The sequence below is a fragment of the Commensalibacter sp. ESL0382 genome, assembly GCF_009725775.1.
GTDB lineage: Bacteria > Pseudomonadota > Alphaproteobacteria > Acetobacterales > Acetobacteraceae > Commensalibacter > Commensalibacter melissae.
In genome coordinates this window covers 730,222-746,876 of record NZ_WNII01000011.1, presented here as the reverse complement: position 1 = coordinate 746,876, position 16,655 = coordinate 730,222, and the positions used below count along the sequence as shown (strand labels likewise).

The 16,655-nt window shown below is 39.4% G+C and carries 11 protein-coding genes; 5 read left to right on the top strand and 6 right to left on the bottom strand.

Annotated elements, in window-relative coordinates:
• Positions 1-11: 11 nt before the first annotated feature.
• On the bottom strand, positions 12-1,034 hold the full coding sequence (locus tag GM552_RS07590; RefSeq protein ID WP_155565917.1) for an NAD(P)/FAD-dependent oxidoreductase: 1,023 nt from the start codon (positions 1,032-1,034) through the stop codon (positions 12-14).
• 231 nt (positions 1,035-1,265) lie between these two features.
• Between GM552_RS07590 and tsaE the strand changes: the two genes are divergently transcribed.
• The 4 genes from tsaE to trxA are packed head-to-tail and all read left to right on the top strand — an operon-like array spanning position 1,266 to position 8,719.
• Positions 1,266-1,703: a tRNA (adenosine(37)-N6)-threonylcarbamoyltransferase complex ATPase subunit type 1 TsaE gene (tsaE, locus tag GM552_RS07585; protein ID WP_230873090.1), complete on the top strand. Its 438-nt coding sequence runs from the start codon at positions 1,266-1,268 to the stop codon at positions 1,701-1,703.
• A 27-nt stretch (positions 1,704-1,730) separates the two neighbouring features.
• Positions 1,731-4,772, top strand: coding sequence for a double-strand break repair protein AddB (gene addB / locus GM552_RS07580; RefSeq protein ID WP_155565915.1), 3,042 nt, complete (start codon positions 1,731-1,733; stop codon positions 4,770-4,772).
• Positions 4,745-8,308: a double-strand break repair helicase AddA gene (gene addA / locus GM552_RS07575; RefSeq protein ID WP_155565914.1), complete on the top strand. Its 3,564-nt coding sequence runs from the start codon at positions 4,745-4,747 to the stop codon at positions 8,306-8,308. The genes addB and addA overlap by 28 nt, the downstream gene beginning before the upstream one ends.
• Positions 8,309-8,329: 21 nt before the next feature.
• On the top strand, positions 8,330-8,719 hold the full coding sequence (gene trxA, locus GM552_RS07570) for a thioredoxin TrxA (protein ID WP_370533615.1): 390 nt from the start codon (positions 8,330-8,332) through the stop codon (positions 8,717-8,719).
• 6 nt (positions 8,720-8,725) lie between these two features.
• On the opposite strand, the gene hpnK is transcribed toward trxA, so the two are convergent.
• From hpnK to dxs, 5 genes are all read right to left on the bottom strand, one after another.
• A complete protein-coding gene (gene hpnK, locus GM552_RS07565) occupies positions 8,726-9,577 on the bottom strand; it encodes a hopanoid biosynthesis-associated protein HpnK (RefSeq protein ID WP_370533609.1) in 852 nt (283 codons plus the stop codon).
• 19 nt (positions 9,578-9,596) lie between these two features.
• The gene (gene hpnJ / locus GM552_RS07560) at positions 9,597-11,021 is read right to left on the bottom strand and encodes a hopanoid biosynthesis associated radical SAM protein HpnJ (protein WP_155565913.1); all 1,425 of its coding nucleotides are present in this window, start codon (positions 11,019-11,021) and stop codon (positions 9,597-9,599) included.
• An 83-nt stretch (positions 11,022-11,104) separates the two neighbouring features.
• Positions 11,105-12,271, bottom strand: coding sequence for a bacteriohopanetetrol glucosamine biosynthesis glycosyltransferase HpnI (gene hpnI, locus GM552_RS07555; RefSeq protein ID WP_155565912.1), 1,167 nt, complete (start codon positions 12,269-12,271; stop codon positions 11,105-11,107).
• A gap of 13 nt (positions 12,272-12,284) precedes the next feature.
• Positions 12,285-12,962 carry an ABC transporter substrate-binding protein gene (locus tag GM552_RS07550; protein ID WP_155565911.1) on the bottom strand — a complete coding sequence of 226 codons (678 nt, stop codon included), beginning with the start codon at positions 12,960-12,962 and terminating at the stop codon, positions 12,285-12,287.
• Positions 12,963-12,989: 27 nt separating this feature from the next.
• Positions 12,990-14,978 (bottom strand): 1-deoxy-D-xylulose-5-phosphate synthase, encoded by a 1,989-nt coding sequence (dxs, locus tag GM552_RS07545; RefSeq protein ID WP_155565968.1) that lies wholly within the window; start codon positions 14,976-14,978, stop codon positions 12,990-12,992.
• Between the two features lie 471 nt (positions 14,979-15,449).
• On the opposite strand from dxs, the gene hpnH reads away from it, so the two are divergent.
• Entirely contained in the window at positions 15,450-16,619 is a 1,170-nt protein-coding gene (gene hpnH / locus GM552_RS07540) for an adenosyl-hopene transferase HpnH (protein ID WP_155565910.1), read from the top strand.
• Positions 16,620-16,655 lie beyond the last annotated feature (36 nt).

Sequence of the window (16,655 nt, the reverse complement as noted above, 5' to 3'; positions counted from 1 at the left end):
GAAACTGGGATCTAGGATTTTACTGGAATTCCGTGTGTTGTGGAATGTTCAAAATGCAGTGGTGTTTCTGGATTAACAATATTATATAACGCATAAGCAGCCATAGAGGCCTCGCTGAATCCTTGTAATATAAGTTTTAATTTTCCTGGATAAAAAGCGATATCTCCGATGGCAAATGTTCCTTCCAGACTTGTTTCACAGGTCGATGGAGTTACTGGAATTCTCCCTTGAATAATGTCAATATCCCAGGATTGTAAAGGGCCAAGATCAGTGGTCAGGCCAAAAAAGGCCAGTAAATGATCGGCTGGAAGAGATCTAATCTGTTTGTCTAGTGAAATAACATCAACTGATTCTAGAAAGCCTTGTTTTCCATGCAGCTTATGAAGCTGGTAGGGGACAAGTTTATTGATTTTTTTTTCTGAAATTGCCGTTTCAAGACGTGCAAGACTTTCCGGTGAAGCCCGGAAACGGTCTCTTCTATGAATCAAGGTGATGGATTTGGCCTTATCTTTTAAGGCCAGTGCCCAGTCAACCGCTGAATCCCCACCACCGGCAATGACAATATTTTTGTCTATAAATAAATCACTTTTTCGGATGTAATAATGAACGGTTTTGGCCTGTTCATAAGCTTCTATATTTTCCAACGGTGGACGATTCGGACCGAAAGACCCTGCACCAATGGCAATGATTATGCCTTTGGCATGAATGATATTGTTTTTATCGGTTTTTAAAGCGAAATTCCCTTTCTGACCTTCCATTTCTACAACCTTGTTTGATAATAGGCGTGGAATATCAAAAGGTTCAATTTGTTTTTCTAGAGAATCAATAAGAGATTGTGCGGTAATACTTGGATGAGCGGGAATATCATAAATTGGTTTTTCTGGATATAGGGCTGAACACTGTCCCCCCACTGTATCCAGTGTGTCAATCAAGATAGACTTCATTTTTAGCATACTGCATTCAAAAGCGGCAAATAAGCCGGCCGGACCCGTACCAATTATGGCAATATCAGTCGTGATAGAGGTTCCAATCATTATATTGACCTTTAATATAAGAAAAAAATAGAATTATAAGGATGATTGCAAAGAGTTTACATATTAAAATAAGCATAAAATAATAGTTTGAAAAAAAATTGTTATAAAATGAATTTTATTGAATATATTTATTATCAAGACATATCTGTAATCTAGAAATGTTAACTTTCTGTAAGTTATTATTAAATCGTTTTATTACCAGTTAAGTTTTATGTAATCATGATTATAAAAATGTATGATTTACCAAATTTGCAAGCAACAAATGATTTGGCTGTAAAAATTTCCCGTTTAATACAGACAGGTGACGCCATTTTATTATCAGGTCCTTTGGGTATTGGTAAAACTGCTTTTGTTCGGTCATTCTTGCGATCTATTTGTGAAGATTCTGAAATGGAAGTTCCCAGTCCCTCTTTTACCTTGGTACAACATTATGAAAGCCCAAAATTTTCTTTATATCACTATGATTTGTGGCGGTTGGAAAATGAACAGGATTTAATTGAGCTGGATTGGGATGATGCGATGGAGGGTGTTGTCTTGGTCGAATGGCCAGAGCGTTTGCAGGATTTTGTTCCTGACGGGGCTTTGCATATTGATTTTTCCCTACATTCTGATTCCGGGCGTCGTGTTGTCCTTTCAGGCTGGGATGAACGGCTAAACTTGCTTGAATAATAAAATGACCTTCATGATTATTTGAAAATGTCTAAATATATCACGATTCCCTTTAATGCAGTATTTTTGGATACGATTGCTCAAAAATGGATGGAGGAAATGCATTCTCAAGGGGGTTACCCGTGTGGAATGGTTATTGTTCCCAATCAGAGAACCGTAAAAGCGTTAATTAATAGTTTTATTAAAGTTAATAAAGGGAAACCGCTGCTTTTACCTAAAATTATTTCCATTGGCACTATAGAAGAGGCACGATTATCTTTTAATAGCAAAGAGGAACTGATACTTTTTCCCGCAGTTCATCCTGTAAAAAGATTATCAATTCTGACATCGTTAATTATACAAATGAATTATGAGCTTGGTAATCAAATTCAGGCTGGTGAAGCTTGGAATTTGGCTAAATCCCTGGCTGATTTAATGGATGAGGCGGAATGGATTGGATGTGATTTGAAGACGGCTTTATCAAAAGCGGTTGAGGATGAATATGCACAGCACTGGCAAAATATTCTAAAATTTCTATCAATTATAACCGAGATATGGCCTCAATGGTTACAGGATAATCAATTGATGAATCCCGTAGAAAGGGTAATAGCTCTTTTAAAAGCCCAGGCTAAAAGTTGGCGGAATTCTGGATGCCAGGATCCAGTTTGGGTGGTCGGATTTGCAGATGCAAGGCCCGTTATTGTTGAATTTCTGTCCACGGTTGTTCAATTGCCACGTGGACGTTTGATTGTTTCCGGGTTACAGGAGGATTTGTCAGAGGAAAGCTGGAATGCTTTGCCTATCACGCATCCTTATGCCGAACTTGTCAAAATGTTTTCGGCATTAGGTATTAAGCGTTCTGATTTTCAATACTGGGATTATACATGTGTTCAACCAATTGGTAAGGAGCGTGTATCAGCATTTCAGCAAATTTTATTACCTGCGGACCGTTTGGAAAGCTGGTTAATAAATCGGCGTCCTGTACATTTGGATCAATGTTATTTAATTGAACCGCTCAATCAGCAGCAAGAGGCAATAGCCATTGCGTTAATGATTCGAGATGCTTTGGAAATTCCACAGAAAAGAATTGCACTTGTTACGCCTGATCGTAATTTGGCAATGCGTGTTTCTCTGGAATTGGGACGGTGGGGGGTTATCGCGGATGATAGTGCTGGTGAACCACTTTATAAAACGGCCGGCACAGTTTTTTTAAATTTGATTTTACAAGCTTGTGTCGAGGATTTTACCCCTTTATCTTTATTATCCTTACTTAAACATCCATTTGCTTGTTGTGGATTGCCTGCCAGTTTATGCCGTGATTATAGCCGTTTGCTGGAGATCTTTATTCTAAGACAATTTGCAGCCTCTGGTTTATCAGTCATTCAAGCGGCATTGAAGCGGAAAATCGAAGAAATTAAGCTGTTGGATAAGGATACCCTAAGAACCGATATCGCATATTTTTTTTCCAACTCATCTGAATTGGTCAGCTTGCTGGATCGATTGAAACAGAATGTGCAAACTCTGTTGGGAAAAACTACAAAATATACGGTTGGCGAATGGGTGACGTATTTGGCAAGAGCTGCGGAACAGCTTGCTTCTAATCAAGAACAGAATGGAGAGGATATTTTATGGAAGGCTGAAGAGGGAAATGCACTTGCCGAGCATTTAAGAGATCTTATTGTTGAAACTGAATATATAAAGGTGGTTACTTTATCTGAATTTGCCAGTATTTTCAGGGCATCGTTTCAAGGATTAATTGTTCATACGCGCCGTGCCCTACAAGGGAGAGAGGTTAAACAGCTTCATCCAAGGGTATATATCTGGGGATTGCTTGAAGCACGGTTGCAGAATGTTGATATGGTAATTTTAGGGGGATTATCCGAAGGGGTATGGCCACCCTCCATTGATTCTGGTTCTTGGCTAAGCCGCCCGATGCGTGAAAAAATGGGGATGGGATTGCCGGATATTGAAATAGGTCGTACAGCCTATGCTTTTATGGCTTTGTGTTGTTCGATACCAGAAGTGATTTTGTCTTCACCGTTAAGACAGGAAAATGCGCCAGTTGTGCAATCGCGTTGGATTGTCCGTCTTAAGGCGTGGTTGAAGGGGCGTAAGAGTGTAATTCAGCAGCATCCGGCTTTGATGTGGACAAAATATCTTGATCAACCAGATGGATCTCCAACCCCAATGGAATGTCCTTCTCCGAAACCTTTGCCGGCGTTGCGTCCAAAATCCATTTCCATAACTGATGTTGAGCGATGGATAAAGGATCCTTATGAGATTTATGCGAAAAAAATACTTAATTTAAGAAAAATTGTTGGTTTGGAGGAAGATCGATCAACCAGTATTTTTGGGTTGATAGTTCATGAAGGGTTAAAGAATGTTTATGAAAATTATAGCAAACAATGGACGCTAAGCGGAATAGAGCAGACTCTTTTGGATGTACTGGATAAACGTCAGGATATCTTAATTTCTTATAAGAAATGGTGGCATGCACGGTTATTAAAAATTGCCCATTGGGTTTACCAACAGGAAAAGTCACGTCGTAATAGTCGAATGCTTCCTCAGTTTTATCTTGAAAAAGAAGGCCATCATTATTTTCAGTTGTCCGCAGGAATTGACTTTACCTTACGGGGTGTTGCGGATCGAATACAGCTAAACACGGATGGAACTGTAGAAATATATGATTACAAAACAGGTGTTACCCCTGCGTGTATAAATGTGAAGAACGGATTGTTTCCGCAGTTACCCTTGGAAGCGGCAATGGCTTATTATGGCGGGTTTGATAAAAGTCTGGCTGAACATGAAATTTCAAAATTTACATATTGGGAGTTAAAGGGGGGAATAGAGGAAGGTAAGGAAATCCATATAGATAATATTCAAAAAGAAGGGGATGCCACAAATTTAAGCGAAAGATACTGGCAAGTTCTTCAAAAGCTGATTATTGCCTATTGTGATCAGGAACAGCCTTATTTATCCCGTCCACGTCCTCATTTAATAAAAGAATATGTACAAACCCTGCCTGTTTTTGGAGATTATAAGCATTTGGCTCGTTTTCTTGAATGGGGATTGGGAACTGGGGGATCATGATGCAGCGGCAGTTTTCTTTTTCAGATCCTGTTGAAGAAGCGAACAGGCAACAAAGAGATGCCTCTAATCCGCATTATTCAGTTTTTGTATCCGCATCGGCAGGAAGCGGTAAGACAAAACTTCTTGTTGATCGTTTATTACGGTTAATGATGCCCTGGACTGATAAAAAGGGTAAAATTCATCCCGGTATACAACCGCAGCGGATCCAATGTTTAACCTATTCCAAATCCGCGGCTGCCGAAATGGCAATTCGGTTGCAAAAAAAATTAAGTGAATGGGTTGGCTATACGAATCAAGAACTGGATAGGGCTTTGCTCGATTTACAAATCAATCCGTGCGATAAGATGCGCAGAGCGGCTCGGGCATTGTTTGCAGAAATTTTGGATTTACCAGGGGGTATGCGGATTGAAACCAATCATGCATTTTGTCAATCTATCCTGCAGCGTTTCCCTTTGGAGGCCAGAATTATTCCTCAGTTCAAGGTTATTGAGGAGGGTGATAATTTATTAACCTTCAAAAGGGCTTTTAACGAAAAAATTGATGAAATTTCTGATCATGATATTCAGGTCTTAAGCCCATTAATCAATAATAATCATTTTTTGGAGCTTTTACAGGAACTACAACAAAATCAGCAATATTTACAGCCAGTTTTACGTTTGATTCAACAGCGACAATTTTCCGCTTATTTACGGTCATGTTTAAAGCTGGATTTTTCCAATAAACAGGATTATTTAGCTCGTGTATGTGAAATCTGGCCAGCAGAAAAGGACATTAGAAAATGTCTGGAACTGAATCGGGATATTAAAAATAAAAAATCTAGAGCGGCAATAGAATCCTGTATTCGATGGTTTGATCTTTCGAGCGATCAACGAATTGTTCAATGGGATATAATACAGGAGACCTTGCTTAAAAAAAATGGTGAAGTTAAAAATTTTACTGTCAATAAGGGGGAAAATAACGCGATTGCAGTTTTGTTGAATGAACAGGCTGACTATATGTATCAGATTGCTGAAACAATCAATCGCTATGACATTTATGAATATACAGGGGCTCTTTTGAATGTCTTTTCATTAATTTGGCAACATTATCAAGATATTAAACGTGCCCAAGGGGTTTTGCATTACAGTGATTTGATTAATTACACTTTGGATTTGCTTGATAATCCTGGTGCCGCTTGGGTTTTGTTCAAGCTCGATGGCGGTTTGGAACATATTTTGTTGGATGAAGTACAGGATAATTCGGCTGAACAATGGCGGATTGCAGATAATATTTCGTCTGAATTTTTTGCGGGATTGGGTAAGGATCCTGTTTCGCATCATTCCAGAACGGTTTTTGCCGTTGGAGATTACAAACAATCCATCTATTCTTTTCAGGGGGCAAAGCCACAGGAATTTTTTAATTTTCGTGAAAAAATATCAAAAAAGGTAAAAGAGGCAGGTGAATTATGGGCGGATCCCCAATTACGGGTTTCCTTTCGTTCCAGTCAGATTATTCTTGATTTCGTAGATCAGGTCTTTTCGCCTGAAAATGGATTAACAGGCGTCTGGGATAATTTATCAATGGATCAGTTTCGCCAGCATCGTTCGGCGAAGATATCTGCTCCCGGGCGGGTTGATATATGGCCATTAGCGATGATGGATGATATGGAAAAGGAGGATTTGGAAACCTTATGGAAACCATTGAGGAAAAATCAGTATCATTCAACACCTGACATGGTTTTGGCTGAATGTCTTGCCGATTGGATTAAGGGACAGATCGGCAGGGTACCACCTTATGGTGGGCGTCCCATCAGGGCAGGTGATATTCTTATTTTAATCCGGAAACGATCTGATTTTTCACGGGCCTTGATCCGGGCTCTGAAAATGAAAAATATTCCATTGGTCAATCTGGTTAAAACACAATTGCTTGATCAAATAGTCGTACAGGATCTATTGGTACTTTGTGAGGTGCTTTTATTGCCGCAGGATGATTTGACCTTGGCATGTGTCTTAAAATCACCTTTGGGGGGATTGGATGAAGAAAGTCTTATGGAGCTTGCCGGATCAAGAATAAAAGGCCAGACTTTGTGGAATGCCTTGTTTATTCGACATTTGGAAAGGAAAGACTGGCAGGAGGCATGGTTAATGCTCTCAAAATTGTTTGCCAGAGTGGATTATGTTACGCCCTATGCCTTGTTGGTTGAGATTTTGGGGGAACATCGTGGACGGGAAAGATTTCTCGCCCGTTTGGGGGAAGAGGCACTTGAGGCGATTGATGAATTACTTTTCCAGGCAATGCAATATGAAGATAATCATATCCCATCTTTACAGGGTTTTTTATATTGGTTGAAACAATCCGAACGTACCATAAAAAACGAGGCGGAAGCAGACCTTGATATGGTTAGGATTATGACGGTACATGGTGCGAAAGGACTGCAGGGGCGTTTAGTCATTTTACCTGATACCGTGAATCCCGCATCTAAACAGGGCGGGTTTCAATCTGATCAGGTTCTGGTTTGGAAAGAGGATGCGGAAAAGAATATCAAAATCCCTTTATATGTTCCAAATAAAAATTGCGATATTAGGGAAAGTAAAGAATATAGGTCATTTAAATTGCAATTGGATACCGAAGAAAGCAATCGTCTGCTTTATGTTGCTTTAACGCGTGCAAGTGAATGGTTATTGGTTTGTGGCTGGCAAAAATCCAAAAATAAAAAAACTGAAAACACTTGGTATGATTATTGTGAAAAGGCGATGAAGCAGTTGCCTGATTTGCAGGCCTGTTTTTTCCAAGAAATTTGGGAAGGAACACATCATTTTATAGAAAATAAAAGTAATTCCCTTTCATACAATATGAATTGTTCACCGGATGATTTTGGAAATCAATCCAGCAAATCAATAATTTTGCCCAAATGGTTGCAACAAAAAGGAAAGGCTGTTGCGTTACCTGATGAAAATGTCATATTACCCCATTATATTCCAAGTCGACCAGACGGGATAATATTTGGTGAGGTTCCTTCTAAAATATCACCGGTTAAAACAAGAAAGAAAAAAGATCCTTTTTATCGTGGTCGAGTCATTCATGCCTTATTACAATATTTGCCAAATTACCCTTGTGAAAAGCGTTATGACTTGGCATATCAATGGTTCAAGCGAGAAAATGTTAAACTATCCGGTCAGGAATTGGATAAAATCGTTCATCAAGTTATCCAGTTGATTAATAATCCAGAATTACAAAAATTGTTTGATTCTGATAGTTTGGTTGAACAACCTGTAACAGGTATTGTCAATGATCTTGTCATTACGGGTCAGATTGATCGTATGCGTATTTTACCGGATAAAATTTTACTATGTGATTTTAAATCCGGTCAAAAAGTGCCGGATACTGTTGAAATGGTATCCAAAATTTATTTAAGGCAGATGGCATCTTATTGGATCTTATTAAAGGAAATTTATCCATATCATCAAATTGAGCCGTTACTGATTTGGACGGATGCTCTAAAAATAATGAAATTGCCCATTGCTTTACTTGAAAATTATTTGCCGGCACAGATATAGACAATCTTAATAATATTTGACATCAAGGACAGTCATCTATTTAGTAGATATGAAGAATATTTTAAAAGTTATGAGGTAGAAATGAGCGAATTTACTAAAAAAGTAACAGATCAAAGTTTTGAACAGGATGTATTGAAATCCGATCAAATCGTCTTGGTTGATTTCTGGGCGGAATGGTGCGGACCTTGCAAAATGATTGCTCCAGTTTTGGAAGAATTAGCAAAAGAAATGCAAGGTAAATTAGTTGTTGCCAAGGTTAATGTCGAGGAAAACCCTGAGGTGCCAACAAATTATGGAGTTAGGGGAATTCCAACCCTTATCTTGTTCAAAGATGGACAGCCTTTATCAACCAAGGTAGGAGCCTTACCAAAGGAAAAATTGAAAGGCTGGATTGAAACAGCTATCCGTTGAGATATTTTAAATGTTTTTCCAAGTAATTGGATGAATGCCATGTTCCTGAAGCAGCTTGGGGAAGTCTGGGTGACAGAGGGTCTCCAGCTCCTTTTCAGGTTCATATTGAGGCATAAGTTGATTATATAATCCCGTTTTTGTGGTTGCAGGATGGAAAAACAATTCAGAATTACCTTGTGGTAGGGACGGGATTAATTTCTGGATACGGTCAAATGTCATATGCCCACACCAGGATAAGCCAAAGCACCAATCAAAATATTTCATCCCGGCTTTTTTGATCTGTTCTTCAAGAAGTTTGCACCAATAATAAACCAGCAAGTTATTTGTATTATCTAGATTGGTTGTCTGATCAATGGATCTGAGAGTCTTAACGGGTTCTTTGGGAAGTCTTATTCGTTGCAACCGATAATCATGACTGATTTTTATAATAAGCTGGGCAATGGTTGGGTGAAGATGCATATGTTTATGCACATCGATATGATCAAGAGCCAGTCCTGTTTTCCTAAAGGTTTCAAATTGAGCCCTGATTTCCTTTTCCAGTTGTCTACGGATGTGTTGATTGAAAAAGTAGTTGATTCCCATTTTAAGTTGTTGTGAGGGGAAAAGACGATTTTCATCGACAAGAAGTGGAATCTCACTTTTTGGCAAAATCGATTTTCCCTCAATGACAACAACATGCAATCCAACCTGCAAATTTGGCATTCTTTTGGCTCTTATGATTGCATCCTCAGCTGCATCGCCTGCAATCATAAGATTCGCAGTACTCAGGACTCCTTGCCGATGTGCAATTTCAATTGCCTCATTGACCTCGACAGATAAACCGAAATCATCTGCTGAAATAAGAATTTTTCTTGTCACAAAATTTCTTTATCGTTTATTATGATGTATGGCGATCTCGTAGAAATTGGAAAAATTCGACACCTTCACGTAAGCGACGTTTCATCATTTGTGGGCTGGTGATCATCTCTCCTACAATAGATGCTATTTTGGGAGCGCGAAAGTAAAATTTCTTGTAAAATGTTTCAACGCTATCAAAAATTTCCGTATGAGATAAATGAGGATAATGCAAAGGGGCGATCTGAACGCCATGTTCATCAATCAATTCCGCATTATTTTCATCCAGCCATCCATTTTCAAGTGCCTGCTGATGCAGAAATGTTCCTGGATATGGAGCGGCTAGGGAAACCTGTAAAGTATGAGGGTTGATTTCAGTGGCGAATTTGATTGTTTCCTGGATTGTTTCCTTGGTCTCTCCTGGTAAACCGAGAATAAAGGTGCCGTGGATTTTAATTCCAAGTTCATGACAGTTTTTTGTGAATTCACGTGCAACCTCGATTCGCATTCCCTTTTTAATGTTATGCAGGATTTGCTGATTTCCGCTTTCATAACCAACCAGCAATAGGCGCAGCCCATTATCCTTTAACACTTTCAAGGTGCTACGGGGAACATTCGCCTTGGCGTTACAGGACCAGGTCACCCCTAATTTTCCCAATTCACGAGCGATTGCCTCCGCACGAGGAAGATCATCTGTAAATGTATCATCATCAAAGAAAAATTCTTTAACTTGTGGAAAATATTGTTGAGCCAAACGAATTTCTGCCGCGACATGTTCTGGACTTCGTGTACGATAACGATGTCCACCTACTGTTTGTGGCCACAGGCAGAACGTGCAGCGTGATTTGCATCCACGGCCAGTATATAGGGAAAGATATGGATGTTTTAAATATCCAATGAAATAATCTTCAATATGAAGATCCCTTTTGTAAACCTCGGTAACAAAAGGCAAGGAATCCATATTTTCAATCATTGCCCTGTTTTTATTATGAACAATTTTGCCATTTGCATCCCGCCAGGATATGCCGTCAATATCTTTGAAATCGCGACCTTCTGCGACTTCTTTCAATGTAAAGTCAAATTCATTCCGGGCTACAAAATCAATAACATCGCTCTTTTCAAGACTTTCCTGGGGTTGAACAGCAACCTTTGCACCGACCATGCCAATTTTGAGGGAAGGATTTGCATCCTTGAGCATTTTTGCAACCTTGACATCCGATGAAAAGGATGGGGTAGAAGTATGCATGATCACCAGATCACGGTTTTTCACATCAGCAAGAATGGGTTCCATCGTCATTCTTGCAGGGGGCGCATCAATCAGGCGACTGTTCGGGATAAGGGCTGCCGGTTGGGCCAACCAAGTTGGATACCAGAATGATTTAATTTCGCGCTTGGCTTGGTAGCGGGAACCTGCACCTCCATCAAAACCTTCAAAGGAGGGAGGTTGTAGAAACAGAGTCTTCATCATGATGGAACTAATCCTTTGATTTTTTCTATTTTATTATGGTTGTTTAAAAATACTTAATTGGTTCAATTATCTATCACTATCGTTTAACTATTGGAACCTTGGTTTTTTTTAAAAGTCATTTTTTGTCCACGCCATTCAATATCTTCTTTGAAAATACTTCTCATCATAATAGAAGCCGAGGTCCAGTCCCTTAAGGGTAACAGGAAAGGAATTAACTTAAGGTCAAGTTTAATCTTTTTATTGATTACTAAACAACAAATAGATTGAAAAATCCAGCAGCTTAAAAAATTAATCCATGATTTTTTTTCCAGAGGGTTCAGTAAAACAGCAAGAGAAATCCAGAATAGGGGAAGCTGGATGAAAGAGCATGTAAAACCAAGGGGTTCCACCGTAAAAACGGTACGATTCCAGCGCAACTCATGTTTATATAAAGCTTGAAAAGTATTTTCAGAAACAGTTGTCTTAACGATGGAAGGTGAAAGAATAACCTCTAAATTTTGTTTTCTGATAAGCTCTCCAAGTTTTGCATCGTCTGCAATATAGGGTAACAGAGCTTTTAATCCGCCAATTTTCATAAGTATGGATCGTTTGATTGCAACACAGGCACCAAAACAATCCTGACGGCCCAGATAGCGTGAAAGTATCACGCCCGGCATAAAGTTATAATTGATATGAGCACTGGCCAGCATTTGGACAATAGAGGATTCATAAGGTAATCCACTATATAAAGAGGTTATCAGTCCAACATTGTCATTATCCAATAAGGGAATGGTTTCTCTTAAATAATTCTGATGCGGTGTATGAATATCGGAATCTGAAATAAGCAGACAGTCATGGATTGCGTAGGAAAACATGTTTATTAAATTTGATACTTTGCGGTTTACCCCGTGAATCTCTGGATTGATAACCAGTTTAATATCGCGATTGGGATATTGATTCTGTAGATGATGAACAATTTCAATTGCAGGGTCTTTTCTATCTTGAACGCCAAAAATTAATTGAAAATCTGGATAATTCTGTTCGCAGAAACTTTGTAAAGCTTCATAAAGGAGGGGTTCTGTATTAGCCAAAGGCTTTAAGATTGTTACTGGGGGAAGGGAAGAGGGGGCTGTATATTTTTTTTGTTTTTTGATTTTTTTTTTAAAGAAATAGATAAGCAGACAGCTGATTCCAGATTGAATGCACCCCAGTAATGTACAAATGGATAAAATTCGTGTTAATTTAATTTTCGTTTGTAAGGACCAAAACATATAGACTGTTAGATTAGGAGTTGTTTTTTGACATGAAGGATTGTGTTTTCTTGTTTAACATTTCAATCAATCCTTGACTGCCACCTTTTGCCAGGGTCGAACTAAAGTCACCATGTTGAATGGCGATTTGACTGATATGACCATTCAGCAACACATCGACAATTTTCCATCCTTGTGGGGTTTTACGCAACAGATAGTTGATTTCTGTTGCTGATCCCATATCACTTGCGTCCCCAACCCTGGTTTTAATAATTTTATCATCGTTTGTCGTTGCATTTTTAACATTTGGTAAAATTTTAAATCCCGTACCTTTTTCTTTGGCAAAACTGGAATAATACCGTGCAACTGTATAATTAGTGAAAGCTTGCAAAAGCTGCTCTTTTTCAGCTTCGGAATATGAATCGTAACGATAGCCAACCGTACTGCTTAAAATTGAAGAGAAATCATAGGAATCATTTAAAACTTTTCTAAGGGCGGTCATGCCTTTTTCAGCAGGGGTTTGCTTGGACTGTTGAAGTTGGCTTAGGATGCGATACAGATTGACAACAGGTGTTTTAATGGAATTTTCTGTATCAGATCCGGTTACAGAAACAGGACGGACGGCAGTATCATTTGCATGAATTGCGATTGGAGAATTAAAGCCTATAAAGGCTGTAACACTGCATAACAGGATATGACGATGAAATTTCATAGTTGAATCTACCTAAACTTTTTATATTTAAATTTCCAAAGGTACATCTAAAGCTTTTAAAGCGGTTTTGACAATAGATGGAGCATCTAAACCTGCCTCAATATATTGCGCGGTTTGGTTATTATGGTTAATGAAATAATCAGGTAGAACCATTGGCCTGAACCTTACATGATCTAAAAGACCGTTCTGGGCAAGATGTTGCATGACAAATGCTCCAAATCCGCCTGTTGATCCCTCCTCAATAGTGATAAGAACCTTATGGTTTCTAGCCAGCTGATCAATTAATCCTTTGTCAAGAGGCTTAGCAAAACGAGCGTCGACAATTGTAGGGGGCAATCCATATTGTTTAAGGGTTTCGGCAGCTTTTAAACATTCTGCCAAACGGGCTCCGAAAGACAAGATGGCAATTCCCCCCTTTTCATCACCGGTCTGCTCTCCCATTTCCTGAATGATTTTTCCTTTACCAATTGGAAGAATTTGACTTTCTGCCGGTAAAGAAAGACCAATACCAGGGCCACGTGGATATCTGAAGGCGATTGGACCTTCATCAAAAGCTGCTGCGGTTGCTGTCATATGAGCTAATTCAACTTCATTGCTGGGAGCCATGATAACAATATTTGGTAGACATCCCAAATATGCAATATCAAAGGTACCAGCGTGGGTTGCCCCATCAGCTCCAACCAGTCCAGCGCGATCAATGGCGAAACGAACAGGTAAATTCTGCAGGACAACGTCATGCATGACTTGATCATAGGCACGTTGCAGAAAAGAGGAATATATAGCACAGAAAGGTCTTAACCCCTCGGTTGCCAGACCTGCGGCAAATGTAACCGCATGTTGTTCAGCAATGCCGACGTCAAAATAACGTTCAGGAAATTTCTGTTCAAATTTGTCTAATCCTGTACCAGATGGCATCGCAGCGGTTATGGCAATAATTTTGTCATCTTTTTCAGCGCATTTTAGCAGTTCATTACTGAAAACCGAGGTATACGATGGTGGTCCGGGCGGTCCTTTATTCTGTTTTCCTGTTATGACATTGAATTTGGAGACAGCATGATATTTATCGCCTGAAGATTCAGCCGGTTTATATCCATGTCCCTTTTGGGTTACGACATGTAAAAGTACTGGACCGATATGTTCGGCATCGCGCAGATTTCTTAAGACAGGAACCAGTTGTTGTAAATTATGTCCATCAATTGGCCCCACATAATAGAAACCTAGTTCTTCAAACAATGTCCCGCCCGTCATTAAAGCACGGGCATATTCTTCGGCCCGTTTTGCCTTTTTTTCAAGACTCTCGGGTAATTTGCTGGCAACTCTGGCGGCAAGATCTCTTAGCCCCAAGAAATGACGTGACGAGAGAAGCTGCGATAGATAAACGGACATTGAACCGACAGGTGGGGCAATGGACATTTCATTATCGTTCAGGATGACAATTAATCGTTCTGCACCTGGCCCAGCAACTGCAGCATTATTCATGGCCTCATAGGCCATACCAGCTGAAATGGATCCGTCACCGATTACCGCTATGACACTGCGTTCATCATATGCTGGATCTTTTTTGGCCTTAAAATGGTTTGCAACAGCTATACCCAATCCTGCCGAGATCGAGGTTGAGGAATGGGCGGCTCCGAAAGGGTCGTATATACTTTCTGAACGTTTTGTAAAGCCTGATAATCCTCCAGGTTGACGTAATGTACGAATAAATTCACGACGACCAGTTAATATTTTGTGGGGATAAGCCTGATGACCAACATCCCATATTAGTGAGTCATTTGGTGTATCAAAAACAGCATGTAATGCAACAGTAAGTTCAACCACACCCAAAGAGGCCCCTAAATGTCCACCTGTTGTGGAAACGACATCTATTGTTTCGGCACGTAATTCCTTGGCTAGCTGTTCTAGCTGTTCAATGGAAAGGTTTTTGAGATCTGTTGGGGTATGAACGCGGTCTAATAAAGGGAAACGTCCATAAGTAGGAATGGATTTTAAATGATTAGCCGATTCATTTTCCATAAGATTTTCTTTGTTCTTAGGCGTTTCGGTTTGTTCATCCATGTTATATTTCGTCCGTAACTGTTACATAATAGCTTAATATAAATGTTAAGTTTTTTAGCTTATACTCGAGTTTAGATGATATTCAAATACACGTTATGTAAAATCTATCACCTTTCATGAATAAAAAAGGATAAAAAGCGAACAATATATTACACTTTTTTATTAAGCTTTTATGGCTGATTTTATCTTTTTTTTCAAACGAGATATTAAATTTGTTGCTTGAGGAACACATCTATGAAGTAAATTGTTACTTTAAAGAAGGAAAAAGAGAGACGGCAAGGCTTTTGAAATTTAAAATAAAACGTTTTTGTCGTAAAGTACGTTTTTTACTAATAATATTTTTTTCTTGTTGTTAAGGGTCATTTATCTTATGAATGACGCATTTGTTATATGTTAATATCGGTTAAACCGGTTTGGGAGCTTAGATAAATGGCTGTTCCTCTGATGCAGGCAGTACGAGTCGGTAGCTACGTTGTTAAACAACATCTAAAAAGACGTGAAAAATATCCACTCGTTTTGATGTTGGAGCCTTTATTACGTTGTAACTTGGCCTGTTCTGGTTGCGGAAAGATTGATTATCCTGCTGAGATATTGAATCAGCGATTGAGTGTGCAGGAATGTTTGGATGCTGATGCTGAATGTGGCGCCCCTGTCGTGGCAGTTGCAGGGGGTGAACCCTTGTTGCATAAGGAAATGCCACAGATTATTGAGGGATTGATCGCTCGTAAACGGTATGTATATCTGTGTACTAATGGATTGTTGCTTGAAAAAAAGATTGACGATTATAAACCATCTCCATTCTTTTCATGGGATATTCATTTGGATGGTGACAAGTCCATGCATGACGCTTCTGTCTGTCAGCAGGGGGTTTACGATCGTGCCGTTTCAGCAATAAAACTTGCCAAGTCTAAAGGGTTCAGGGTTTCAATCAACTGCACCCTGTTTGATAATGCCGATCCATATCGTGTAGCGGCATTTTTTGACAGTGTTATGGAGTTGGGGGTTGATGGTATTATGACTGCTCCTGGCTATGCCTATGAAAGGGCGCCAGATCAAGAACATTTCCTGAACCGTCAAAATACCAAAAAATTATTTCGTGAAATTTTCAGATTGGGAAAGGGACATAAATGGCGTTTCACGCAATCTCCATTATTCCTGAATTTTCTGGCTGGAAATGAGCAATATCACTGTACTCCTTGGGGTAAGCCTTTAAGAACAGTTTTTGGATGGCAACGTCCATGCTATCTGTTGGGAGAAGGTTATGCACCGACGTTTGAAGCATTGATGAATGAAACTCAATGGGATCAGTACGGTACGGGCAATTACGAAAAATGCGCCAATTGCATGGTTCATTCCGGATATGAAGCTACCGCTGTTAAGGATGCGATCAAACGTCCATGGCATATTGCTCAGGTTGCTTTAACAGGACCCAAGGTTGAAGGTGTGATGGCACCCGAAATAGATTTGTCACAACAGAGACAGGCAAAATATGATTATAATGAACAGGTGGCGGAATTAATGAAGAAACTGCCTAAGGATTCAGTTAAAAAACGGACAGCAGTTCGTCGTGTTAAAAAGGTGGCTGTTCAGGAAGCCTGATTATACATTGGTATCTTTTGTGGAATAAAAGGAAAG

Bases quoted from the DNA above. Each gene is read 5' to 3' on its own strand.
- GM552_RS07590 (WP_155565917.1), bottom strand. From the start codon at position 1,034: ATGATTGGAACCTCTATCACGACTGATATTGCCATAATTGGTACGGGT.
- tsaE (WP_230873090.1), top strand. From the start codon at position 1,266: ATGTATGATTTACCAAATTTGCAAGCAACAAATGATTTGGCTGTAAAA.
- addB (WP_155565915.1), top strand. From the start codon at position 1,731: ATGTCTAAATATATCACGATTCCCTTTAATGCAGTATTTTTGGATACG.
- addA (WP_155565914.1), top strand. From the start codon at position 4,745: ATGGGGATTGGGAACTGGGGGATCATGATGCAGCGGCAGTTTTCTTTT.
- hpnJ (WP_155565913.1), bottom strand. From the start codon at position 11,021: ATGATGAAGACTCTGTTTCTACAACCTCCCTCCTTTGAAGGTTTTGAT.
- hpnI (WP_155565912.1), bottom strand. From the start codon at position 12,271: ATGTTTTGGTCCTTACAAACGAAAATTAAATTAACACGAATTTTATCC.
- GM552_RS07550 (WP_155565911.1), bottom strand. From the start codon at position 12,962: ATGAAATTTCATCGTCATATCCTGTTATGCAGTGTTACAGCCTTTATA.
- dxs (WP_155565968.1), bottom strand. From the start codon at position 14,978: ATGGAAAATGAATCGGCTAATCATTTAAAATCCATTCCTACTTATGGA.
- hpnH (WP_155565910.1), top strand. From the start codon at position 15,450: ATGGCTGTTCCTCTGATGCAGGCAGTACGAGTCGGTAGCTACGTTGTT.